Source organism: Ruminococcus sp. (assembly GCF_019423705.1).
In the GTDB taxonomy this organism is placed as follows: domain Bacteria; phylum Bacillota; class Clostridia; order Oscillospirales; family Ruminococcaceae; genus Hominimerdicola.
In genome coordinates this window covers 64,975-88,424 of sequence record NZ_JAHZAX010000005.1, presented here as the reverse complement: position 1 = coordinate 88,424, position 23,450 = coordinate 64,975, and the positions used below count along the sequence as shown (strand labels likewise).

Here is a 23,450-nt window from a genome sequence, read left to right as displayed (position 1 = left end):
ACCTCCCTTATTTCATCTTATAACGTTCTTTTCTCTCTTTAACGAACCGCTTTAGCTTCTCAACAGCCGAAACGTGATATTCCCTGTACAAACGCTTCATCTCTGCGTCGATAGCCTTTTGCTCCTCCTCAGTTCTCTGCGGCGGAGTGTACGGTCTAGGCGGCTGATTTTTCTTCGCAAGCCGCTTCTTACGCTTGAATTTCGCATTGTTGATACGTCTCTTCACATCGTACTTGAAGTCGGGGGCGTACTTCTCGTAAAGCACTTCCATTTCCCGCTCGACCTGCTTCTTTTCAAGCTCTTCCTGCTCCTTGGCCTTTTTATCAGCCAGCTTTTTTATATAGTCCGGATTGTCCGTACCCTCTGGTATAACGCCGAATACATTGGCAAGCACATTTCTTATGCCACGTTTTGCAATATAGTACGGATTTTTTGAATACTCTCGGAAAATTTCCTTGACGTCTTTCTGCTCAAGCCTTGCACGTTCCGCCTTGAGCCTTTCGGCACGGTCACGTTCCTTTCGCTCAAGCTCACGCTGCTGCTGGGCTTCCTTTGCCTTTCTTGCTGCAACTTCGGGAGACTCATACTCAACAAATCTGTTGTCGGCGATATCTTCCGTATCGTCAAAGTCGATATCCTCGCCCATTGCAGAACCAAGGCTGCTGCGGACAAGCCGCTTCTCTTCTCTGATCCTTGCACGCTCGGCACGGACACGCTCCTCTTCCTCTCGGCGAAGGCGTTCTTCCTTTTGACGTTTGCGCCTTGCTTCAAGCTTGATCTGCTCTTCTTTCTCACGGCGCTCACGCTCTTCTTCCTCTGCCTTTTTGCGAGCCTCTTCATCTGCACGCTGTCTTTCAAGGATAGCCTGCTGCCTGCGCTCCTCCTCTTCTTTTTCAAGGCGGATACGCTCTTCCTCTTCACGTCTTGCACGCTCGATCTTTTCCTGCTCGATACGCTTTTTCTCCGCTTCGGCGGCAGCCTGTTCGGCTTCGATCTTGCGCTGCTCCTCGTCGGCAAGGAACTGCTTTTCAATGTCGATTATCTTATTAAGTTCCGCAGCGATCGACCCAGCCTCTTTCGGCGTAATGAGTATTTCGGGGGCATTGCTCTTCTTAGCAGCTTCGCCATCGCCAACGAGCACGTCGTACTTATTGGAAGTCTGCTTCTCGAACCGCTTAACGACTTTCGGCGCAAGGGTCTTGCTCTTTTGCGTTTTCAACTCAACAGGGTCAACGCCGCTGTGAGTATATGAGCGAAACAGCATATAGTTGAAAGCCGTCAACTGCTGCATATCCTCAATGTAATTCTGATCGGGCTTCTGCGCCGTATCGGAAACATTGACCTCATATCCAGCCTTGTCATAGCTTTCAATAAACTGCCAAAGTGTCAAACAAGCATTAAGATCAACGTTTTTGGTGATAGCGTTCGTCCTCATAACAGGCGGTCTGATAAAAAGATTGCCAAGCGTTGTGCAAAGCACCGAACCCTTGTAGCCGTCGATAGCCGTCTTGACCTTTTCAAGCCGCTTCCAGACGTCAGTATCTTTCGAGCCGCCCTCGCTGAGGCTGTCGATAGTTTCTATCTTAAAGCTGATGTTGACCTTTCGTCCGTCACCGCTGTCGGAAGCTGTGTCGTATGACAGGGTGTAGGCTTCCTGCGCCTCGGCGGTCTGCACCAACTTCTGATATCTAATGCTTATAAAAATAAAAAGTCGGTCGATGAGTGTGTTCACGAACCTGTTTTCATAAGTGTCATAAGTTTCCTCTTTGTGGATATTTAGTATCTTTGAAGGCGTTATCCTGCCCGTTTTTTTGTCAACGTCCTGAATGAAGTCAGTGTGCTGTCCCAAATGCTTGATAGACTCCACCGTGATCTTCTTTGACATTGCGATAGGCACGACCTCTTCAACTTCCTTGATCGTGTTTCTCGGGTTTCTTATGACATTGTCAATATGCGGAAGCGCTTTTTCTATCTCCGTGAGCCAAGAAGTGTCAATATTTTTTTCAATGACCTTGCGGTTCATAGAGACGGTCTTGCTTCCCGAAAGCAGAAGAGACTGTGCCGCCATAAACTGCTCATCGCCGCTGAACTCATTAATAGCATTCATAAAAGTTCTGCGCTGATCCTTATAGTCGCTCAATCTCTTCCCTCCTCTGTTAAATTTTATCTATATTAATTCTGTAAAAAGCTAAAATAGTCTATTAATAAAGCTTCTGCAATCTTTCAAGATATGCGATAGACTCTTTCATAGAATTTCTTCCGAAAAGCTTCTGCATATAAGTGCAAAGCTCCTTGAGTTCTTCTCTGAGCATTGCAAGGTTCAGAGACTCGAACTTTCTGAATATCTTTGTGGCAAGCACATAGTCGATACCGTCAAGCTCCTCGCCGCCGCAAGCAACGTAAACAGGGACGAACAGGTTCATCTGCTTGAGAATACGGTTACCGAAAGCCACACGCAGCTTTTCGATGACCCAAAGGTCAAGCTGCTGTATCTTCTTCAAACTGTCCTGCGAAACAGGATAAGCCTTGAATGCCTCGTTGAACAGAGCGTCCAAATGGCTAAAACTCAAATTCATCGGCGGCGTGTCAGGTGCGTCAAAAGCAACGCCCTTAGAATCAAGGTTGATAGGCTGCGCACGGTCGTAGACCTTATCGGAAATTGTGAACGTGGAGTCATCGTTGTTGGCCGTACCGATATACCAAATGTTCTGTGAAATACGCAGTTTGCCATTATCAAGCATAACAGGGTCGGTGCTCCAAACATTCGGCACAAGGTCAAGCTCCCACTCGGCAGGGTCAGGCATTTCCAAAATGGAAAGCATTTCTGCAAAGTAATACTCAACTCTCGCAATGTTCATCTCATCGAGGAGCACGAAGTTTACGTCGTCGTTATATCCCGAAGAGTAAATTCTCTTGAGCACTTCTGTTTCGTTGAAGTTCTTAGTAAATTCATTGAAGTAACCGAAAAGCTCGGTACGATCACGCCAAGAAGGCTGCACCGAAGCGATAGTTGTGTCTATCTGCAGGAACTTTCCGAAAGAGTATGGCAGCGAAGTTTTACCTGTACCGGAAATACCTTGAAGGATAATAAGCTTTGTGGAAGCCATACCTGCAATGAACAGTCTGATAGTTTTTATGTCATAGTAAAGGTGCATTCTCGAGCAGGCGAAATTTCTGTAAGCCTCGCATATGCCGCTGAGCGTTATGTCATTGTCATAAGCAGGCGGAGTGTAATCCTTGTAGAAATTGTCCACCTCGATAAGCTTTGAAAATCTGTAATCGGTGGTCTGCACAACGCCGTCAACTGTGGTCTGAACTTCCGCCTGTGCAGGCACGGCAGCTTCACCCTCGGCAAGCTTAGCCTCGCCCTCAGCAAGTGCGGTATTGTCATAAACGCCAAGCTGTGCGACCTTCATCGCCATGATCTCGTCCTTCTCTTTGGTCATCTTGACAACCTGTCGCTGGAGGTCTGATATCTCCTCGATAAGGTCTTCATTGCTGACGATCGAGTGTCTGAATCTGACATATTTTCTCACCGCAAGGACGATCATAAATATGATGAGCAGGAATATCGCCGCAATGATCACCACCGCAAGCACCGACAAGACCCAGCCCAGAACGCCAAAGTCTGTGGAATAGGTCTTGAATATTTTTATGTATTCTTTTATGTTGAATATCTGCTTTATACCGTTCCACAAACCTTTGAAGATCTGCGCAAAGCCCGAAAGCATTGCCGATATAAACACAAAAAACCATTTCAGAAATCCATTCATAGCATTTCTCCTGAATACAAAGCGCAGAGACTATTCTTTCTTTTCAGTCTCCTGCTGAGCTTTTTCTTCTTCCTCTTTCTTCTGATGTGCCAAATATTCTTCAACGGCACGTCTCTTAATTTCTTCCTCGTCGGATTCTGTGATCGCAGGCTTTTTGATCTCGACGATTGTGGCAATGAGCTTGTAGACTTCAAACAGGAAGAACAGGGCTATTGGCAAAAGTATGCAGACAAAGAAGCCCGTCTTTGTTCTCAGATAGTCCATTACCTTGCCGAAGCCGCCGATCTTAACGTTCGTCCACTCGCCGACGATATCGCCTGCATAAACTGTATAGCTATCGTCCGAATCGTTAGCGTCGCCTCGAGTTATAAAGCCTATCGAGCCGTTTTCGTCAAGCACCTGCTCGATACGGTGGGTATTTTTTACTTTCTGTCCGTCGATGATAGTCCAAAAAGTGATAACATCGCCCTTTTTAAGGCTCTTGACGTCGTCGATCTCCTTTGAGATGATGAGGTCGTCTTTCTTGAATGTGGGCTTCATCGAGTCGGACTCAACGGTCAGCGGAATGTAGCCGAAGAGGCTTGCTGTGCCGTTGTTCTTATCGGAAGAGAACACCAGTATTGTGATGATAAGTGCGAATATAAGCACTATCCAGGCGATCACGTCAAATACGATCTTGATTGCTTTTTTCATAAAGTCAAAACCTCGGAAAGCCCGAGGCTTCCTCCCTCCATATTATTTTTTGCCTTACGTTGTCTCGACGATCTTGAAGTTCATTCCGAGTTTCATTGTTCCGCCGATTATGTCGTCTGTGCAGTCGGGGTCGTTGCCCTCGAGCCATATAACGACGGTGTACTTGTCTTTCTCGCCGGGTTTAAGCTTTTCACGTCTGTCCTTGAGGACGTCTGTTGAGGAGGCAAACTCCTTATCGCAGTCGCTTTCCTTTCCGCTTCCGTCAGACTTTGTTTTGCCGTAAACCGTCTTTTCACCATTCATATACACCGCTACTCTGATCGCTTCATCAACGTGATTCGTCACGTTTTCGATAGTCAGCTCGCTGTCATAGCTTAGTGTATCCTTACCCGAATTGATAAGATAGAAAGTATAAGCGATATAGCTTTCGCCATTGTGGCTTCCATTGACCTTGTCGATATTATTGGGCAAGTCCTCGCCGCTTATGTTCGTCATATCGTAGACTATATCAGCACCCAGCCGTGAATTTGACTTATCATAGTCGGGTGTCTCAGAAAGCGTCAGGCCCTGATTTATCATATCATATTTATTGATCTTGACCGTAAAGCTTCCGTACTTGTCATAAAAGTAAGATACCGCATAAGCGGCGGCAACGATAGCCACAAGAATAATGGCAAGTATTTTCAGCATTCGCATAACTACTGCATAGCGCTTAGCTTCTTTAGCAGTTCTGCGGAGGGCAAGGGTATCGACCACCCTTGTGTTATTATCCTGTTTTTTACCGTCCAAAACTGTATCTCCCGTTTATCAGAATTATCAGAAAATTTTATTCGTTTCTCTTTCTCACATATCTTTCGGCGATATATTTTCCAGCCTTTTCGCCGACATAATAAAGGCATTGCATACTTTCCAGCTTTTTCATCTCCGCCTCGTTCTTGACATCTGCGGCGATAGCTTCCGCATTAAGATCAAAAACAAAGCCCAGCAGAGAATTCACGCAAGTCTCATAGCGGTCGCCCTTGCTCAAAGCCTCCGTCATCGAGCCGTCGAGCATAATAAGATCGACCTTGAACTCGGCTGTTTTCAGCAGAGAGAAGCCCTCTGCGGCGAAGCCCGTCAGCATAAAGTGAAAGCCCTGCCGCCGCATAATTGCGATATTATCCGCCGCCGACTTATCCTCCTCGGCAAGTATCCTCGGGGAAAGCTCAAAGCAGACGTTCTCATACTTCACGCCGAACTTGTCGCAATACTCAGCGGCGATCTGCGGAGCGTTGGTGTCACGCAGAAAGCGCACGGGGGTGTAAAGGGATATCCAGCCGAAGTTTATCTCTCTTACGTTAAATTTTTCCACCGCCTGCAAAAGCTGAACAAGGCTCAGCTTGAAGATATTCACAGAGAGGTCGGAAAGCTCCGCCACAGGCAGATAATCCGCAGGCATAAGCGTGCCGAGGTTCGGGCCGTTTAGCCTTGTCTGCGATTGCAGAAAGACCGTTCGATCGCTGTCAGTATTTTTCACAGGACGATAAAACAGCTCAACAGCACGCACCCCGTCAACAGTTGAACCGTTATCCATACACATCGCCCTCCAATCGTCATCACTTTATTATACCATAAAACCGCACAAAAGTAAAGGAAAATCGACCTTTTTCCCACCTTTGCGGCACATTTTTTGAAATACTCTCATCTACTAAAAAACGCCGAATTTCTTCGGCGTCTTTTTTGTTTTATTGTTTATTGATTAGTTGCCTGTAGAAGTTGTTGGTAATGCTGTAGGAAGGCTACCCTTCTCCAATGAAAAAGCAAAATCAATATTCCAATTCTGAGCTGAATTTGCGTCAAAACATGACGTACTCTCACCCTCAAGCCATACATAGACCATAAAATCGGAATGACCATACTCTCCAGATTTTGTTGGAAGACTGATAGGCACTTTAGTATCGAATTTTGCCAATGAATCATCATCGCCAACTGTTTTTTGTACTGAAACAGCTCCACGACTATTTTGTGAATTAACTGCTTGACCTGTAGTATAATAATTTGTATCTGCGCCCATTATAATGCTCGCCTTTGCAGCCTCTGAAGCAACATTATTGCCACTTCCTGCATATGTAATTGGAACAAACGCAACTCTTACAGCTTTATAGAGTTCTCCATCTGGCGTATTTTTCTCACTGTCATCTGGATCTGTTATGCTCATAGTACAATAAACTGTAGCAGTTGAATTACCTGTTGACGCTAACTTAGATGTTCTCAGATGAACTGGGAACTTGACATAATTATCACTGCTTGTAGCGGTGTCTGTCTTATCAACATTTGAAAGATTACCAGAAATTTCGAGATTCTTTCTTGCTGTAAGTGCCGTATCACTTTGAGTTGACTCTACAAATTTTGTCGCAGTTTTACCACCATTGGTAGCGTCTGTAGCTTCCCAGAAATTAACACCATCGACAGAAGAAGAAGGTTTAATAAATTTAACCTTTTCGTAATACTCTCCAACATTTATTATGTTAGTCCAGCTTACATCATCTGTATCACTTGGGCGAGCAACCAAATTACTTGCAATAGCACCGCCATCACGAGTTGTGCCATTTTCAGTCTTTGTTACACCACCAAGAGAAATTTCAAGAGCATCCGCAGTTGTAGCAGTCATCTGTAGTCCGTCAACCTCAACAGTTTTATTGAGCGTAAACCAAGCATAAGTAGCCGTAGAAAGCATAATAGCCGATGTTGTGAGCATTGCTACCGCCGGTATAAGTTTTTTCTTTGCGGAAGTATTTTTCTTATCATTCGTTCTCATATTTTTTCATCCTTTTCATAATATTTTCGGGCACGCCGCCCATACAAATTATCCCTTTATCAGCGCAAAATAGCGCCCGCAAATAAAGCACCGCCGATGTCGTTTTTCGCCGCTTATTTACGTCTTTATTGTATTAATTATAATAAAATCACTCCGAAAAGTCAAGGCGATTTTTTCCACTCTTTTCATAAAATTTAACATTATACATATTCACATTAGTGCAACACTTAGTTTAAAATGCCACAATTTTCGGAAAATTTCTGTAATATTTTCGCTTTTTGGGCAGATTTTCACCAATAAAAATAGCATAAAACAGGAACTTGTCCCATTTTATGCTATTGCTTTTATCACACTATTTGCACAGCATTTTTCCGAAAACGGTTTATGTGAAAATCATTTAACTTGTTTACAAATTTTCGACGGTCATAAAATTTACGGAATATTAACTTATTCAGCCGTCTCCAGCATTTTTACAGCCCTCATAAGTATCGCACATTCAAGTCTCTTCTTCTGAATCTGACAGGAAAGTTTGTGAGCGTTGTGGATATCTCCGGCATAAATGTAATTATTTGCATTGCAACCGCCGCTGCAATAGAATTTCGCCCAGCACTTCTTGCACTCAGGCTTGTTGTAAACGTGTGCGTGTGCGAACATATCTTTCATTTCCTCGTTGAATGTGCCATCGTAAAGATTGCCCATTTTGAACTCGGTGATACCAACGAACTGGTGGCAAGGATAAATATCGCCGTCCGGTGTAACGGAAACGTACTCGTTGCCGCTTCCGCAGCCTCTCAGCCTCTTGATAGCGCAAGGGCCTTGGTCAAGGTCGATCATAAAATGGAAGAAGTTTATGAACTTGCCCTCGTCTCTGATCTTCTTGATCTTCTCGGAAAGCACTTCATATTCCTTGAATATCTTAGGCAGATCAGCCTCCGTGATAGCGTAAGGCTCGCTAGGGTCAGCCATAACAGGCTCAACAGATATCTGATCGAATCCCAGATCATAAAGGTGCATTACATCATTTGAGAAGTCAAGATTATACTTTGTGTATGTACCTCTTACATACCAGTCCTTGTTCTTGTCACGCTTGTCCACAAGGCGCTTGAAGTTCGGGATGATTTTGTCATAGCTTCCCGTTCCGTCAACACGAACTCTCATTCTGTCGTTGACTTCCTTTCTGCCGTCGATAGACAGAACCACATTGTACATTTCCTTGTTGATGAAGTCGATCATATCGTCAGTAAGGTGTACGCCGTTTGTGGTGATAGTAAATCTGAACTTCTTGTTAAATTCCTCTTCCTTTGAGCGAGCATACTCCACCACCTGCTTAACAACGCCGAAGTTAAGGCTAGGCTCGCCGCCGAAGAAGTCGACCTCCAAAAACTTTCTGTCGCCCGATCTTTCCAGCAGGAAATCGATGGCACGCTTGCCAGTCTCGAAATCCATAAGCATTCTGCCCTGTCCGAAATCGCCCGTGGAAGCGAAGCAGTATTTACATCTCAGATTGCAGTCGTGTGCAATGTGCAGACACATCGCCTTGATAGGAGAAGCCACAGCCGAAAGGGCGAACTTCTCGTAATCGTCCTCGCTGAACAGTATCTTGTCATTGTAAAGCGATACGATCTCCTCATAGCACTCCTCGATATCCTCCGCAGGATAAGCCTTTGTGAGCTTCTTCATCACGTTCTCAGGACACTTCTCCGCAAACGGCGGCTCAACATTGTCCAGCAGATCGTAAGTCAGATCGTCAACGATATGCACTCCGCCGCTGTTCACGTCCAGCAGCACATTAAATCCTGCAAGCTTAAACTTGTGTATCATTCAAATCAACCTTTCACACAGATAATACATCAACAATAGTAACATAAAAAATAAAGGGACATAAAAATGCCCCTTTAAAAGAGGTGATACCGAAGCTGTTCAAGCGGCACCACCGAAGAAGATCCGAAGATTAAGCTTCTCTCTCGCACTTCTGGTTAGCAACTGTGCAGGAAGTCTTGCAAGCAGACTGGCAAGAAGCCTGGCACTTACCGCAGCCGCCCTTAGCAGCAGTCTTTTTAAGATTAGCCTTATTGATCGTCTTGATATGTTTCATCAGATATTCCTCCAATAATTATTTTAAATTAATTATACCACATTATGCCCCTATGAATATGAACACACGATTAATGCAGTATAAATATTTATACCAAGGCTAATATCTGCTGTTTTTCGTATTCACCCCCACAATGCCGCCAACTCCTGCGCACACAAGGGTCAAAACAAGCTTTGTGGTGACGGAAAAGCTCTCCACCGCCTTAGAAAACAAAGCGCTGAGCACCACTATCGCAAGAAAAATGAACACTCCGCAAAGCACCCCGGAAAGCAGACCGCTGCGCCGCTGCCTTTTTCCGCTTACATATCCCCCGACGTATGCCCCCACGCAAAGCGCCACCGTTGACATCACCGAAAGCATAAAATCCGTTGCGTCGATCTTTGTGATGGCAAACGCAAACAGCAGTATCACCAAGAACACCGCCCCCAGCCCCAACAGCGCCGATATCACAGGCGTCGTAATGGCCGAAAGCTTTCGTCCCTCAAACATTCTAACTCTTTTCATAAGCCTTCCCTCCGCTCAGTATAACTCATAAGAATTATATTCCCACGTCAGGAAAATAAGAACAAAAAACGGACGGGATAACCTTCCCGTCCGTCAATATCCATTATAAGCTAAATTTACTTAGCGTCACCGTCGTGGATCGTCTCGTTCTTAGCGATAGCCCACTTCTTAACACGGATCTTGCTTCTGTCTCCGCCTGTCTCGATAACAACTGTGTCGTCCTTAATAGAGAACACAATTCCAACGATACCGCCGTTTGTAACTACCTCGTCGCCGATCTCAAGATTGTCTCTCATCTCAGCGTCCTTCTTATCCTGCTTCTTCTGAGGACGGATAATAAGGAAATAGAACACAACGATAATAAGAACAAGTGGAATAAATGTCATAGCGAGCGAAGCCGTAGAGCCCTGCTCAGCCGACAGAACTGCTGCAAGTGCTGAATAATTCATTTAATTACCTCCAAATTTGTAATACCCCTTAAGTATAGCAGATTTGATATGATAATTCAACCCTTTTCACAATTTATTTTCAACTTAAATGAAATTATTTCTTGTTCTTGATATACTCGTCGATAGCTGCGGCAGCCTTCTTGCCTGCGCCCATTGCGAGGATAACAGTAGCAGCGCCTGTAACAGCGTCACCGCCGGCGTAAACGCCTTCCTTAGTTGTTGACTCGTTCTCGTCAACGATAAGGCAGCCGTGATCGTTTGTCTCAAGGCCAGGTGTTGTGCTTCTGATAAGTGGGTTTGGTGAAGTACCGATAGACATAATAGCTGTGTCAACGTCAAGCACAAAGTTTGAACCCTCAACAGGGATAGGACGTCTTCTGCCGCTTGCGTCAGGCTCGCCAAGTTCCATCTTGATACATTCCATACCGGTAACGTGGCCGTTCTCATCGCCAACGATCTTAACAGGGTTGTTCAGAACCAGGAACTCAATGCCCTCTTCCTGAGCGTGATGGACCTCTTCCTTTCTTGCAGGAAGCTCGTCCATTGAACGTCTGTATACGATATAAACGTGCTCAGCGCCAAGTCTCATTGCAGAACGTGCAGCGTCCATTGCAACGTTACCGCCGCCCACAACAGCAACATTCTTTGACTTCATGATCGGAGTGTCATAATCGTCCTTATAAGCCTTCATAAGGTTGATTCTTGTAAGATACTCGTTAGCGGAGTAAACGCCTACAAGGCCTTCGCCCTCGATACCCATAAATCTTGGCAGACCAGCGCCTGAACCAACGAATACAGCCTCATAGCCCATACCCATAAGCTCGTCGATAGAAAGAACTCTGCCGATTACCATATTTGTCATAATATGTACGCCCATATTAGTAAGGTTGTCGATCTCGTGCTGAACGATAGCCTTTGGAAGTCTGAACTCAGGGATACCATACATTAGAACGCCGCCTGCTGTGTGGAATGCCTCGTAGATAGTTACATCGTAACCGAGCTTAGCAAGGTCGCCTGCAACTGTAAGGCTTGAAGGGCCGCCGCCGACAACAGCTACCTTATGGCCGTTTGGCTCTGCCTTCTCAACTTCAACCTTCTTGTCCATCATATAGTCAGCGCAGAATCTCTCAAGTCTGCCGATAGCGACAGGCTCGCCCTTGATACCTCTTACGCACTTGCCTTCACATTGATGCTCCTGTGGACATACACGTCCGCAAACTGCCGGAAGAGCGTTCGTTGTCTTGATGATAGCATAAGCTTCCTCGAACTTGCCCTCTGCTACCTTTGCAACGAATTCCGGAATTCTAACGCTTACAGGACATCCTGTCATACAAGGCTTATGCTTACAGTTAAGACATCTTGTAGCCTCTTCCATTGCCTGCTCAGGTGTATAACCGAGAGTAACTTCCTTGAAGTTTCTTGCTCTGACCTTTGGCTCCTGCTCAGCGATAGGAGTCTTTGTCAAACTCATATTAGCCATTATCTTACACCTCCTGTAAGTCTGCACAAGTGAGCCTTTTCCTGCTCCTTATAAGTCGAGTTTCTTCTCATAAGCTCGTCAAAATCTACCTTCTGACCGTCAAAGTCAGGGCCGTCAACGCAAGCATACTTGATCTTGCCGTCAACAGTAACACGACATCCGCCGCACATTCCTGTGCCGTCGATCATAATAGGGTTAAGTGAAACGAGGGTCTTGATATCGTAAGGCTTTGTTACCTTGCAAACGAACTTCATCATTGGAACAGGGCCGATAGCTATAACTTCGTCAAACTTAGCTCCGCCGTCGATAAGTTCCTGAAGCTTGTTTGTAACAAATCCGTGATAGCCGTATGAGCCATCGTCAGTACAGATGTGAAGATGTGAAGAAGCCTTGCCCATCTCTTCCTCAAGGATAACGATATCCTTGCTTCTGAAACCTGCGATAAGGTCAACTTCAACGCCCATTGAGTGAAGCTTCTTAGCCTGTGGGTAAGCGATAGCACAGCCAACGCCGCCGCCGACAACAGCAACTCTCTTAACGCCTTCGTCATACTCAGTTGCAACGCCCAGAGGGCCAACAACGTCGTGGATATAATCGCCTTCATTAAGTCTTGAAAGCTCAGTAGTAGAAGCGCCTACTACCTGGAAAATAATTGTGATAGTGCCCTTTTCTCTGTCATAATCAGCAATAGTGAGCGGAACACGCTCGCCCTTCTCATCGACTCTGTAAATGATGAACTGACCAGCCTCAGCCTTAGCGGCAATGTAAGGAGCGTCAATTTCCATAAGAACAACAGAATCATTGAGCTGTTTTCTTGTTACGATTTTGTACACTAAAATCCCTCCCTAAATATTTAGCAAAAATGCAATAAGTTTTAGGCAAATAACACAAAAAATCTGCATTATCACCCTACAACATCTAATATTATACTATATAATATCATAAATTTCAATAGCTTTTTGTTTATCTCCATAAATTTCATCATAATATCTCACAAATTATTCATACATTTTATGCAAATTTAGCATAGCACATATAATTTTCTATATGTTAAAAATCTTCAAGAGCCGCCCTTATAAATTCCAGCTCTTGGTTAGTTCTAACTATCATATCATCTGTCGGCGTGAAGATATTATTGTAAGCATAAAGCGCCGCACCGTCAAAACCGCCCTCTTCGACAGCGTCAGAAATCTGCCTGCCGATAATGCCGATATCGTCAGCGAACTCATCTTCCGCACCGATCTTATACACCCCCAGCCCTGCGATCAGATCAACATTTCCCGTGCAAAGGCTCTTCCAGTCCGCCAAAGTCTGCAAATAGGGCTTGACGCTGTTGTCATATCCGAAATATATCTGCGGACAAATATAGTCTATATACCCCTCCTCTGAACACCATTTCTTAACATCGGCGTACATATATTCATAGTTGTTCTCAATATTTCCCTGGGGCGATACCCCCACCACGATATCATCGTCCACCGACTTCACTGCATTATATATCTCCGCCGCCATTTTGTTTATATTATCCAGCCGCCAAAGCGACAGATCGTCAAATTCGCTTTGCGCCGAAAAGCACTCAACATCAAAGCTCTCCACCGTGGTGGGATAAAAATAATCATCGTAATGTATGCCGTCGATATCGTAATTTTCCGCAAGCTCCGCCGCTCCGTCCGCAATAAGCTTTCGCACCTCGTCATAGGCAGGGTCGAGCCACAAATGGCTGTCCCCCTCCACTCGCTGGAGATAGCCGTTATCCATATCATACCATTGTTTCAGCGGATAGCAGTTATCATAAGCCGAATAAGCTTCCTCATTTTCGCACCGCAATGGATTTATCCAAGCGTGAAAAGATAGCCCATTTTCGTGTGCTGTCTCGATCATAATTTCCAGCGGATCAAATCCACCACGCTTCCCTGCCTGCCCCGTGATATATCGTGAGGGCGGATAAAGCTTTGAAAAATAAATTGCATCACCAAATGGTCTGACGTGAACGTAAAGTGTGTTGCAGCCAAGCTCCGCCGCATTTTCACAAGCTGCCGAAAAGTTGGAGCGAAACTCTTCCTCACTCTTCCCCGTCAGCATTGGCGCAAGGTCGATGTACGATATCCAAAGAGCTTTCTGTTCTTTATAATTCACCTTCTCCGCCTTTGAACTATCCTCACCCATCACCTCAACAGGTATCACCGAAGCCCTTTCAAGGGTCACAAGCCTGTCCCTCTGACTGTCAGAACTATCCCCGCCAATGCCGCAGGAGCAAAGCATAACTGCGCACATCGCCAAAGCCAATATCTTTTTCAAATCATCATTCCTCCAATAAAAACGCTGCACTACTCAGACGTGCTGACTAATGTATACTATTCTTATTGGGCAAATATGCGGCTTATATACAGGCAAAAAAAGAACGGACAGAAAATTCCGTCCGTTCTTGTAAAAACTTATTTCCAGCCTATGACCTACTATGGCATAAGTCTGTTGATATCTCTTGGGAAGAGAGAAGTCTCTCTGATATTGTTCTTGTTAAGAAGCTTCATAAGAAGTCTCTCAAGACCGATACCAAGACCGCCGTGAGGTGGCAGACCGTACTTGTGAGCCTCAAGGTAATTCTTGAAGTCGTCCGGATCAAGCCCCTGCGCCTTCATCTTCGCTACCTGCTCGTTATAATCGTGGATTCTCTGACCGCCCGATGTGATCTCAAGTCCTCTGAACAACAGGTCGAACTTGTAAGCCTCTCTTGGGTCTTCCTTAGAATTCATCGCATAGAACGGCGGCTTTGATGATGGGAAGTGTGTAACAAAGATAAAGTCTGAATCGTACTTTTCTTTTGCATACTTGCCAAGGTTCACCTCGTCCTCTGGGTCAAGGTCGAACTTCTTGCCGCTGCCCTCGCCGCCTCTCAGCAGCTTGATAGCGTCAGCAAACTTGATAGAAGGAACTTCCTTGATATCTGGCACGTCAGCGTCAAGTATCTTTATCTCGTTCTGATAATTTTCCTTGATATACTCGAAAATAGATTTCAGCATTGCGATCTCCATTTTCATAACGTCATACATACTGTCGATATAGCCCATTTCAAAGTCAAGGCCGATATACTCGTTGATGTGACGTGAAGTTGCGTGCTTCTCAGCTCTGTATACAGGTGCGATCTCGTAAACTCTGTCAAAGTAAGCGACAGCCATCTGCTTATAGAACTGCGGCGACTGATTAAGGAAAGCTGACTTTCCGAAATAGTCAAGGCGGAAGATATTAGCGCCGCCCTCTGCGCCCTGTGCAACTATCTTCGGCGAGTGAATCTCTGTGAAGTTGTTTGCCTGCATAAATCTGTGCATACCCTGTACAAGACCCTCTTGAAGCTTGAATATAGCTCTCTCATAAGGGTTTCTGAGGGATACCGCACGGTTGTCAAGATTTACTTCGATGGTGCAGTTGAGCTTGCCCTGTGAAATTTTCAGCGGAAGCTCTGCTGCGGAAGTGGAGATAAGCTTGATAGAAGTAAGCTCGATCTCAAGGCCGTTGACATCTCTGCCATTCTCCTTGACGATACCCTTTACGTTTACATAATAGCCCTCTCTCAGACCCTCGATAGAATCCTTGCACTTATCTGCTGAATAAACAGTCTGGAACACATTTCTCGATGTTCTTACAACAACGAATGCAATGCTTCCCATATTCTTTATCTTGTGAACGCAGCCCGAGAACTCAACTTCCTTGCCCATATTTGCCTGAGCGTCAGCAAGCATAAATTCCTGCTTGAGGTCGTCCGTTGCGATCATAAGCATATCGCCGTCAGATGTCGGCTGATACTTGTCGGCATTCTCGTAAGGAGTAAGCTTTGAAGTGTCGATGACATTCTCCTTGACTTCTTCCTTCTTGTCGCCCTCATTGTCAGCATCGGCGGCAGCCGCCTTGAGCTTTGCCTCGAGGACTTCCTTTATAATCTTAGGTGTAGCAACGCCCTTGAGCGCCTTTGTACATTGACCCATAATAAAGCCGAATACCTTTGTTTCGCCGTTCTTGTACTGCTCTACCTGTGCGGCATTTGCAGCAAGTATCTCGTCGACACCAGCCTCTACCTTTGCAGTATCGACTGTGATGAGCATACCCTTGCTCTTGGCAATGTCCATAGGCTTTCCGCCCTCTTCTACCATTGCTCTGAACACGGCCTTGGCATCGTTCTTTGAAACCTTTTCTGTGTCAGCCATCTCAACAAGCTCTGCGAACTCGTCTGCGCTGAAACTGATGTTGTTTATGTCGATCTCTCCGAGATTTACTCTTCTCATAAACTCGCCGAGAATGAATACAGCAACGCTCTTAGGATTATTGTATCTCTTAACGGCAGCCTCAAAGAAATCGGAGATTATCTTGGACTGGATGAGTATCTTTGCGTCAACTTCTGAGATACCGTATTCCTCAGTATATCTCTTGAATCTGCTGCTTGGCATTTCAGGGAGCTTTGCTCTGATCTCGTCAAGCTGGGCGTCTGTAAGATTTACCTGAAGGATATCCGGCTCTGGGAAATAACGATAGTCGTTAGCATTTTCCTTTGTACGCATCGAAGTCGTCTTGTCTCTGTTAGCATTGTAACGTCTTGTCTCCTGTACGACCTTCTTGCCTGCCTCAAGGAGAAGCGCCTGTCTCTTTTCCTCGTACTTGATAGCTCTGCCAACAGACTTGATAGAGTTGATGTTCTTGATCTCGGCACGGGTACCAAATTCAGTAGCATCAGGTCTCATAAGAGAGATATTAACGTCACATCTCAATGAACCCTGCTCCATTTTACAGTCGCAAACCCCTGCATACTGCAAGAGAAGTGATATCTGCTCAACGAAAGCCATAGCCTCTTCTGCGGAAGCGATATCAGGCTCAGTAACGATCTCGATAAGCGGGATACCACATCTGTTATAGTCCGCCATTGAAACGCCGTTGAAATCATCGTGAACGAGCTTACCTGCGTCCTCTTCAAGGTGGATATGGTTGATCCTGATGTTCTTCTTCTGACCGTTTACTTCGATAGGCACATAACCGGAGCCTACGATAGGTCTGTAAAGCTGTGATATCTGATATGCCTTTGGCAGGTCGGGATAGAAGTAGTTTTTTCTGTCGAATACAGAAAACTTGTTGATACCGCAGTTAAGCGCATAACCGGCCTTTACGGCATACTCGACAGCCTGCTGATTGATTATCGGCAGCGTACCGGGCATACCTGTACAAACTGGACAGCACCTTGTATTTGGCGCTCCGCCGAATTCAGCGGAACAGTTACAGAAGATCTTTGTTTTAGTAAGCAGCTCGGCGTGTATCTCAAGGCCGATGACAGTTCTCCATTTTTCCATTTGTCTCGTCCTCCTTAAAGCTTCGGCGCAACAGGGGTGAAGCCCTTTTCATATGCGTCGGCTGTCTTGATGATAGTTGCCTCGTCGAACTTTCTGCCTATTACAGACATTCCGATAGGCATACCCTTGCTGTCATAGCCGCAAGGAGTTGATATCGCAGGAAGACCCGCAATGTTTACTGTTACCGTGCAGATATCAGCCTGATACATCTGAACAGGGTCAGAAGTCTTTTCAGGGCTGTATGCAACGGCAGGAGTTGTCGGCGTAAGGATAACGTCGCACTTCTCGAATATATCGTTGTATTCTTTTCTAATGAGCTGTCTGAGAGCCATTGCCTTTCTGTAATAAGCGTCATAATAACCGCTTGAGAGGCAGTAGTTTCCGAGAAGTATCCTTCTCTTTACCTCTTCGCCGAAGCCCTCTGAACGTGACTTGATGATAAGCTGTTCATAGCTGTCAGCGGAAGCTGTTCTGTGGCCGTACTTGATACCGTCATATCTTGACAGGTTTGAAGCAGCCTCAGCGCAGGCAAGCAGATAATAACAAGGTACAGCGTACTTGAGCGAAGGCATTGAACACTCAACGAGCTCAGCGCCCATTGCCTTGTATTCGTCAGCAGCCTTGAGAACAGCAGCCTTTACCTCGTCGTCGATACCGTCGGCATAAAATTCCTTTGGCAGAGCGATCTTCATACCCTTGAGGGATTCGCCGATCTTTGCTGTGAAGTCTGGCACTTCAAGCTTTGAGCTTGTGCCGTCGTGATGATCGAAGCCGCTTATCTCGTTAAGGAGAATAGCGCAGTCGTGAGCGTCAAGACCGATAGAACCGATCTGATCGAGCGATGAAGCGAAAGCCACAAGACCGAATCTTGAAACTCTGCTGTAAGTCGGCTTGATACCTGTAACGCCGCAGAAAGCGGCAGGCTGTCTGATAGATCCGCCCGTATCAGTACCAAGAGCAACAGGAGCGAAGCCTGCTGCAACAGCCGCAGCCGATCCGCCGGAAGAACCGCCCGGCACGCAGCCAAGATCGTAAGGGTTCTTAGTCTTAGCGAAAGCCGATGTCTGAGTTGAACCGCCCATTGCGAACTCGTCCATAGAAGTCTTGCCGAGCATTACGATATTTTCAGCGTCAAGCTTTTCCATAACGGTCGCATTATAAGGCGGAACGAAGTTTTCAAGCATTTTTGACGCACAGGTGGTCTTTACGCCCTCTGTGCAGATATTGTCCTTTACTGCCACAGGTATTCCTGTGAGAGCCTTTGCTTCGCCCTTATCGATAACAGCCTGCGCCTTTTCAGCCTGTTCCAGAGCCTTTTCCTCTGTAATTGTGATAAAGCTCTGTATCTTATCGTCGTATTTCTTTATCTTATCAAGATATGTCTGTGCAAGCTCTTTAGCAGATATCTCTTTGCTGTCAAGAGCCTTACGCATATCACGGATCTTCATTGAAGAAACGTCCAAATTACACACTACCTTCCCTTTTAATTTATTCCACTACCTTTGGAACAACAAAGCAGTTATTAGTATTGACTGCGTTTGAAAGAACCTTTGAAGTAGGCATAGACTCGTATACCTCGTCCTTTCTCAGGTCGTTAAGATAAACATCGTGATTATCCTTGAGGTCGTCATAGGTAATGTTGATCTCCTTAACTGTATCCATAAGATCGATAATATCAGTCATCTGATCTGCCGTCGCCGCAAGCTCTTTCTCGGAATATTCAAGCTTACTGAGCTCGGCTAGGTATTTAACCATATCCAAATCCATATATAATCCCTGACCTTTCTTAATATTAGGCATAAAAATACACCAATTCAATTTAATATTATACTACATTTCATACTATTTTGCAAGCAGAAATTGCATAAATTCCGATTTTTTTAATAATTGCCGCCCGTCCATAGAAAAACAGCAAGACCCACAGAGAATTCCCCTGTGGATCTTTAAGCGTCATTACTTATTATTCTTTGTATATTTATCGAAAATATCAGTAAAATCAAATGTTGCGAAATAATCAGCAGGTGTCTCAGCACGTCTTATCATATCGAAAGTGCCGTCCTCGTGGAGAAGTATCTCTGCTGAACGCAGCTTGCCGTTGTAGTTGTAACCCATTGAGAAGCCGTGAGCGCCTGTGTCGTGGATAACAAGGATATCGCCTGTGTCGATCTCAGGGAGCATTCTGTCAACAGCGAACTTGTCGTTGTTCTCGCAAAGGCCGCCTGTAACGTCATACTTGTGGTCGCAAAGGGCATTTTCCTTGCCAAGAACTGTGATGTGGTGATAAGCGCCGTACATTGCAGGCCTCATAAGGTTGCAGGCACAAGCGTCAAGACCAACATACTCCTTGTATGTGTGCTTGTGGTGTGTGCAAGTTGCAACAAGATGACCGAACGGAGCAAGCATAAATCTGCCAAGCTCTGTGAAGATAGCAACGTCGCCAAGTCCGGCAGGCACCATAATGTCCTCAAATGCCTTGCGAACGCCCTCGCCGATAGCGAAGATATCGTTCTGCGGCTTGTCAGGCTCGTAAGCCACACCGATACCGCCAGAAAGGTTTACGAACTTGATATCAGCGCCTGTCTTTTCGTGAAGCTCAACAGCCAGCTCGAAAAGGATCCTAGCAAGCTTTGGATAATAAGCGTTTGAAACCGTGTTTGAAGCAAGGAAAGCGTGGATACCGAAGTGCTTTGCGCCCTTCTTCTGAAGTACCTTGAAGCCCTCGATGATCTGCTCCTTCGTGAAGCCGTACTTAGCCTCGCCGGGGTTGTCCATTATCTGGGTCTCTATCTCGAAATGTCCGCCCGGATTGAAACGGCAGCAGATAGTCTCCGGAATGCCGCAAAGGTCGTCAAGATAGTCGATGTGTGTGAAGTCGTCAAGATTGATGTAAGCTCCAAGCTCTCTTGCCTTGAGAAAATCGGCCTTTGGCGTTACGTTTGAAGAAAACATAATGTCGCTTCCGCTGAAACCGCAGCACTCGCTCATCATAAGCTCTGTCAGCGATGAACAGTCAACGCCGCAGCCCTCTTCCTTCAATATCTTGAGAATAAAAGGATTTGGCGTAGCCTTAACAGCGAAATACTCCTTGAAGCCCTTGTTCCAGCTGAAAGCCTTGTTGATGTCTCTTGCTCTCTGTCTTATGCCCTTTTCGTCGTAGATGTGGAATGGCGTTGGGAACTGCTTGATGATCTCCTCAGCCTTTTCCTTTGTAATAAATGGTGTTTTCATTATATCTCAATCCTTCTATAAAAAATATACAAAATTAAATTAAGCGCAAATAAGCACAAAAATACACAATTATCATACCATTTTAATACGGATTAGTCAAGTGCAAATCGCCTTTTTTCACTTTTTAGCGAGATTTATTGGCATTTTCAACACACTTTTGCCGCCGCAATTATTATAATAAGGTCAAAAAGTACAAACCCTTGCAGAAAATATTGATTTATTGGCAGAAATGTTATATAATAAGGAAAACAATTACATTGAAATAACGTGATGTAGGGGACGGCGCCCCCGACGTCCCGCTTGTTTGCAGTTGATAAAACTAATGCCTTTAAGCATTTTCATATATTCATATTATGGAGGAGAGACCTATGAACGAGAATAACGACAAGTCTATCGAAGAGATAATTGCCGAAACAATGGAAAAGAAGCACCAGCAAGCTTCTGCACCGCAGGCTGAGACCGCTCCTGCCCCTGAGCAGAGCAAAAAGCCTGCACCCGTACAGCATAAAAACTCAAACACCAAAAAGAAGCCAAAGAAAAAGAGCAAGAAGAAAAAAGTCATTTTGATAATCGCCGTGGTGATCGTTGCCCTGCTGCTTATCGGTATGGGCGTTGCCGTTGCGATAGTAAATCACTATGTGGATAAAATAAATATCGTCCCTGTTGCGGACAGCTATGAGATACTTGACTCTATCGAGCCCGACGACGACATCACTTCAGAGCCCGACTCCCCGCAGGAAGATATCGATGCCGCTGACGATGCTATCAGAAAGAATATGGAAAACAACGCCATCGATATTATGAAAGATAAGGACGTCCTCAACGTGCTCCTTATCGGCACAGACGCAAGAGACAAGTCTGACAGAGGCCGTTCCGACAGTATGATACTTGTTTCCATAAACAAGAAAACTGAAAAGATCGTTATGACATCTTTTCTCCGTGATATCTACCTTGCTATCCCGGGCGTTGAATCCACAAGGCTTAACCACGCCTATGCATACGGCGGCGCTGATCTGCTTATCGACACTATCGAGCAGAACTTCAAGATCGAGATAAACAAATACGCACAGGTGAATTTCTTCTCCTTCACAACAGTCGTTGACGCTGTCGGCGGCGTTGAGATAAATGTCACTGACGATGAAGTACAGTATGTGAACGCATACCTCAACGAGATAAACTCTCTCGAGGGCAGAGCCGCAGACGAGGGCAAGCTCTCAAAGGGCGGAACATACACCCTTGACGGCGCACAGGCTCTTGCATATTCAAGAATAAGATACATCGGCACAGACTTTGCAAGAACTGACAGACAGCGTGCCGTGCTCGAAAAGATACTTGAGAAAATGTCCGATCTGAGCATTGGCGAAATGAGCGATCTTCTTGACGCACTTCTGCCGAATATCACGACCAACCTCCAAAAGGACGAGATCTTCTCACTTATCCTCAACTCAGCTTCATATCTCGGCTATGACCGTGAGCAATGCAGAGTTCCTGCGGAGGGCACTTGGCAGTACCTCACAATTAGAGGAATGAGCGTTCTTGGAGTTGATTTCGATAAGAATATCGACTATATCAAGAAAAATATCTACGGCAAATAATATCACAAACGGGCGGCTTTTGATAGGCAGCCCGTTTATTTTTGCGACAGCATTTGCCCGATCGTTCGCTCCCCTCTTGACTTAATTGATAAATCGCTATTGCCATACAAAAGATTTTGTGCTATAATATCTGTGTATGAATTAAATTTGGAAAGGAATGTGGTGCAGATGGATATAATCAAGGGCGATATCCTCGTTATGAAAAAAAGCCACCCCTGCGGCAGCAACAGAATGTTAGTCCTGCGTTCGGGTATGGATTTCAAGCTGCGCTGCGAAGGCTGCGGCAGAGAGTTTATGATCGTTCGTGGAAAAGCTGAAAAGAACGTCAAAACAGTTATTCGTGAGGCAGAGTCATAGCTGCTCCTGCTTTGTGACTTATATGAAATAACAATGCCAAAACCTTAAAATGACAGGAGAAATTTAAAATGTTTGAAAGAATAAAAGCGCTTGAAGACAAGTTCAATGAGATAAACGAAAAGCTTATGCAGCCTGATACTGTAAACAACAATCAGCTCTACACAAGCCTTATGAAGGAATATAAGACACTTACGCCGATAGTTGAAAAATTCGGCGAATACAAAAAAGCCAAGGCCGCCAATGACGAAGCGCTGGAGCTTCTTGACGCAGGCGGAATGGATAAGGACTTCAAGGAAATGGTGCAAATGCAGCTTGAAGAATCCAAGGAAGATATGGCAAGACTTGAGGAAGAGCTCAAGCTCCTGCTCCTGCCGAAAGACCCTAACGATGAGCGTAACGTTATCATCGAGATCAGAGGCGGCGCAGGCGGCGAAGAGGCTGCCCTTTTCGCAGGCTCACTTTACAGAATGTATTCTATGTATGCCGCTTCAAAGGGCTGGAACATCGAAGTTATGAACGAGAATGAGACCGAGCTTGGAGGCTATAAGGAAATCACTTTCAGCGTTTCGGGCGAGGGCGCATATTCAAGATTTAAGTACGAAAGCGGCGTCCACAGAGTTCAGCGTGTGCCGGAAACCGAATCACAGGGCAGAGTTCACACTTCTACTGTTACAGTCGCAGTTCTCCCAGAAGCTGACGAAGTCGAGCTTGACCTTAACGAAGAGAAAGACCTCAAGATCGACGTTTTCCGTTCATCGGGCGCAGGCGGACAGCATATCAACAAGACTTCCTCCGCTATCAGGATCACTCACCTGCCGACTGGTATGGTAGTTGAGTGTCAGGACGAGCGTTCGCAGTTCAAAAACAAGGAAAAGGCTCTTAAAGTCCTACGCTCAAGACTGCTCGATCAGAAAGTACAGGCTCAGAATAAGGAGATCGCCGACAACAGACGTTCACAGGTGGGCACAGGCGACCGCTCCGAGAGAATTAGAACTTATAACTACCCCGAGGGCAGAATCTCCGACCACAGAATAGGTCTTACTATTTACAGACTTGAACAGGTGCTCAACGGCGCACTTGACGAAATAATCGACGCACTTGCAACAGCCGATCAGGCTGCCAAGCTTGCAAGCCAGGAAGAAGAATAAA

General features: G+C 45.5%; 20 protein-coding genes. 3 read left to right on the top strand and 17 right to left on the bottom strand.

All coding sequences use genetic code 11. The features are described 5' to 3' along the window. Positions 1-7: 7 nt before the first annotated feature. The 17 genes from QZ371_RS05545 to QZ371_RS05460 form a co-directional block, all read right to left on the bottom strand. Complete coding sequence (locus QZ371_RS05545) at positions 8-2,140, bottom strand: DUF2357 domain-containing protein (RefSeq protein WP_295210471.1); 2,133 nt, start codon at positions 2,138-2,140, stop codon at positions 8-10. A gap of 61 nt (positions 2,141-2,201) precedes the next feature. Further along, entirely contained in the window at positions 2,202-3,773 is a 1,572-nt protein-coding gene (locus QZ371_RS05540) for a hypothetical protein (RefSeq protein ID WP_295210469.1), read from the bottom strand. A 30-nt stretch (positions 3,774-3,803) separates the two neighbouring features. Then, on the bottom strand, positions 3,804-4,466 hold the full coding sequence (locus QZ371_RS05535) for a signal peptidase I (RefSeq protein ID WP_295210468.1): 663 nt from the start codon (positions 4,464-4,466) through the stop codon (positions 3,804-3,806). A 54-nt stretch (positions 4,467-4,520) separates the two neighbouring features. Then, positions 4,521-5,255 carry a hypothetical protein gene (locus tag QZ371_RS05530; RefSeq protein WP_295210466.1) on the bottom strand — a complete coding sequence of 245 codons (735 nt, stop codon included), beginning with the start codon at positions 5,253-5,255 and terminating at the stop codon, positions 4,521-4,523. Between the two features lie 37 nt (positions 5,256-5,292). Then, positions 5,293-6,039: an EAL domain-containing protein gene (locus QZ371_RS05525; RefSeq protein ID WP_295210464.1), complete on the bottom strand. Its 747-nt coding sequence runs from the start codon at positions 6,037-6,039 to the stop codon at positions 5,293-5,295. Between the two features lie 165 nt (positions 6,040-6,204). Then, entirely contained in the window at positions 6,205-7,263 is a 1,059-nt protein-coding gene (locus tag QZ371_RS05520) for a hypothetical protein (RefSeq protein WP_295210462.1), read from the bottom strand. Between the two features lie 447 nt (positions 7,264-7,710). Continuing rightward, complete coding sequence (gene scfB, locus QZ371_RS05515; protein WP_295210460.1) at positions 7,711-9,084, bottom strand: thioether cross-link-forming SCIFF peptide maturase; 1,374 nt, start codon at positions 9,082-9,084, stop codon at positions 7,711-7,713. A gap of 130 nt (positions 9,085-9,214) precedes the next feature. Beyond that, the gene (scfA, locus tag QZ371_RS05510; protein WP_013498654.1) at positions 9,215-9,358 is read right to left on the bottom strand and encodes a six-cysteine ranthipeptide SCIFF; all 144 of its coding nucleotides are present in this window, start codon (positions 9,356-9,358) and stop codon (positions 9,215-9,217) included. 99 nt (positions 9,359-9,457) lie between these two features. After that, entirely contained in the window at positions 9,458-9,862 is a 405-nt protein-coding gene (locus QZ371_RS05505; protein WP_295210458.1) for a TIGR04086 family membrane protein, read from the bottom strand. 116 nt (positions 9,863-9,978) lie between these two features. After that, positions 9,979-10,311, bottom strand: a complete 333-nt coding sequence (gene yajC, locus QZ371_RS05500) for a preprotein translocase subunit YajC (protein ID WP_295210456.1) — start codon at positions 10,309-10,311, stop codon at positions 9,979-9,981. 94 nt (positions 10,312-10,405) lie between these two features. Then, positions 10,406-11,791, bottom strand: a complete 1,386-nt coding sequence (gene gltA / locus QZ371_RS05495; RefSeq protein WP_295210454.1) for an NADPH-dependent glutamate synthase — start codon at positions 11,789-11,791, stop codon at positions 10,406-10,408. Further along, complete coding sequence (locus QZ371_RS05490; RefSeq protein WP_295210452.1) at positions 11,791-12,624, bottom strand: sulfide/dihydroorotate dehydrogenase-like FAD/NAD-binding protein; 834 nt, start codon at positions 12,622-12,624, stop codon at positions 11,791-11,793. The genes gltA and QZ371_RS05490 overlap by 1 nt, the downstream gene beginning before the upstream one ends. 217 nt (positions 12,625-12,841) lie before the next feature. Continuing rightward, on the bottom strand, positions 12,842-14,089 hold the full coding sequence (locus QZ371_RS05485; RefSeq protein ID WP_295210450.1) for a family 10 glycosylhydrolase: 1,248 nt from the start codon (positions 14,087-14,089) through the stop codon (positions 12,842-12,844). A 158-nt stretch (positions 14,090-14,247) separates the two neighbouring features. Beyond that, positions 14,248-17,121, bottom strand: a complete 2,874-nt coding sequence (gene gatB / locus QZ371_RS11570; protein WP_366558703.1) for an Asp-tRNA(Asn)/Glu-tRNA(Gln) amidotransferase subunit GatB — start codon at positions 17,119-17,121, stop codon at positions 14,248-14,250. A gap of 14 nt (positions 17,122-17,135) precedes the next feature. Beyond that, the gene (gene gatA / locus QZ371_RS05470; RefSeq protein ID WP_366558702.1) at positions 17,136-18,584 is read right to left on the bottom strand and encodes an Asp-tRNA(Asn)/Glu-tRNA(Gln) amidotransferase subunit GatA; all 1,449 of its coding nucleotides are present in this window, start codon (positions 18,582-18,584) and stop codon (positions 17,136-17,138) included. A 25-nt stretch (positions 18,585-18,609) separates the two neighbouring features. Continuing rightward, positions 18,610-18,888: an Asp-tRNA(Asn)/Glu-tRNA(Gln) amidotransferase subunit GatC gene (gene gatC, locus QZ371_RS05465; RefSeq protein WP_295210448.1), complete on the bottom strand. Its 279-nt coding sequence runs from the start codon at positions 18,886-18,888 to the stop codon at positions 18,610-18,612. Between the two features lie 186 nt (positions 18,889-19,074). Continuing rightward, positions 19,075-20,349: a diaminopimelate decarboxylase gene (locus tag QZ371_RS05460; protein WP_295210446.1), complete on the bottom strand. Its 1,275-nt coding sequence runs from the start codon at positions 20,347-20,349 to the stop codon at positions 19,075-19,077. Between the two features lie 368 nt (positions 20,350-20,717). Here QZ371_RS05460 and QZ371_RS05455 point away from each other — a divergent pair, with 368 nt between their 5' ends. The 3 genes from QZ371_RS05455 (at position 20,718) to prfA (ending at position 23,449) form a co-directional block, all read left to right on the top strand. Further along, positions 20,718-21,944, top strand: coding sequence for an LCP family protein (locus QZ371_RS05455; protein ID WP_295210444.1), 1,227 nt, complete (start codon positions 20,718-20,720; stop codon positions 21,942-21,944). Between the two features lie 168 nt (positions 21,945-22,112). Further along, positions 22,113-22,301 carry a DUF951 domain-containing protein gene (locus tag QZ371_RS05450; RefSeq protein ID WP_295210442.1) on the top strand — a complete coding sequence of 63 codons (189 nt, stop codon included), beginning with the start codon at positions 22,113-22,115 and terminating at the stop codon, positions 22,299-22,301. Positions 22,302-22,369: 68 nt separating this feature from the next. Beyond that, complete coding sequence (gene prfA, locus QZ371_RS05445) at positions 22,370-23,449, top strand: peptide chain release factor 1 (protein WP_295210440.1); 1,080 nt, start codon at positions 22,370-22,372, stop codon at positions 23,447-23,449. The last annotated feature ends 1 nt before the right edge of the window (position 23,450 follow it).

Excerpts from the sequence above, each read along its gene's own strand:
- gltA (WP_295210454.1), bottom strand. The coding sequence starts at position 11,791 with ATGGCTAATATGAGTTTGACAAAGACTCCTATCGCTGAGCAGGAGCCA.
- scfB (WP_295210460.1), bottom strand. The coding sequence starts at position 9,084 with ATGATACACAAGTTTAAGCTTGCAGGATTTAATGTGCTGCTGGACGTG.
- yajC (WP_295210456.1), bottom strand. The coding sequence starts at position 10,311 with ATGAATTATTCAGCACTTGCAGCAGTTCTGTCGGCTGAGCAGGGCTCT.
- prfA (WP_295210440.1), top strand. The coding sequence starts at position 22,370 with ATGTTTGAAAGAATAAAAGCGCTTGAAGACAAGTTCAATGAGATAAAC.
- QZ371_RS05535 (WP_295210468.1), bottom strand. The coding sequence starts at position 4,466 with ATGAAAAAAGCAATCAAGATCGTATTTGACGTGATCGCCTGGATAGTG.
- QZ371_RS05525 (WP_295210464.1), bottom strand. The coding sequence starts at position 6,039 with ATGGATAACGGTTCAACTGTTGACGGGGTGCGTGCTGTTGAGCTGTTT.
- QZ371_RS05505 (WP_295210458.1), bottom strand. The coding sequence starts at position 9,862 with ATGAAAAGAGTTAGAATGTTTGAGGGACGAAAGCTTTCGGCCATTACG.
- QZ371_RS05520 (WP_295210462.1), bottom strand. The coding sequence starts at position 7,263 with ATGAGAACGAATGATAAGAAAAATACTTCCGCAAAGAAAAAACTTATA.
- gatB (WP_366558703.1), bottom strand. The coding sequence starts at position 17,121 with ATGGAAAAATGGAGAACTGTCATCGGCCTTGAGATACACGCCGAGCTG.
- scfA (WP_013498654.1), bottom strand. The coding sequence starts at position 9,358 with ATGAAACATATCAAGACGATCAATAAGGCTAATCTTAAAAAGACTGCT.
- QZ371_RS05450 (WP_295210442.1), top strand. The coding sequence starts at position 22,113 with ATGGATATAATCAAGGGCGATATCCTCGTTATGAAAAAAAGCCACCCC.
- QZ371_RS05540 (WP_295210469.1), bottom strand. The coding sequence starts at position 3,773 with ATGAATGGATTTCTGAAATGGTTTTTTGTGTTTATATCGGCAATGCTT.
- gatC (WP_295210448.1), bottom strand. The coding sequence starts at position 18,888 with ATGGATTTGGATATGGTTAAATACCTAGCCGAGCTCAGTAAGCTTGAA.
- QZ371_RS05455 (WP_295210444.1), top strand. The coding sequence starts at position 20,718 with ATGAACGAGAATAACGACAAGTCTATCGAAGAGATAATTGCCGAAACA.
- QZ371_RS05460 (WP_295210446.1), bottom strand. The coding sequence starts at position 20,349 with ATGAAAACACCATTTATTACAAAGGAAAAGGCTGAGGAGATCATCAAG.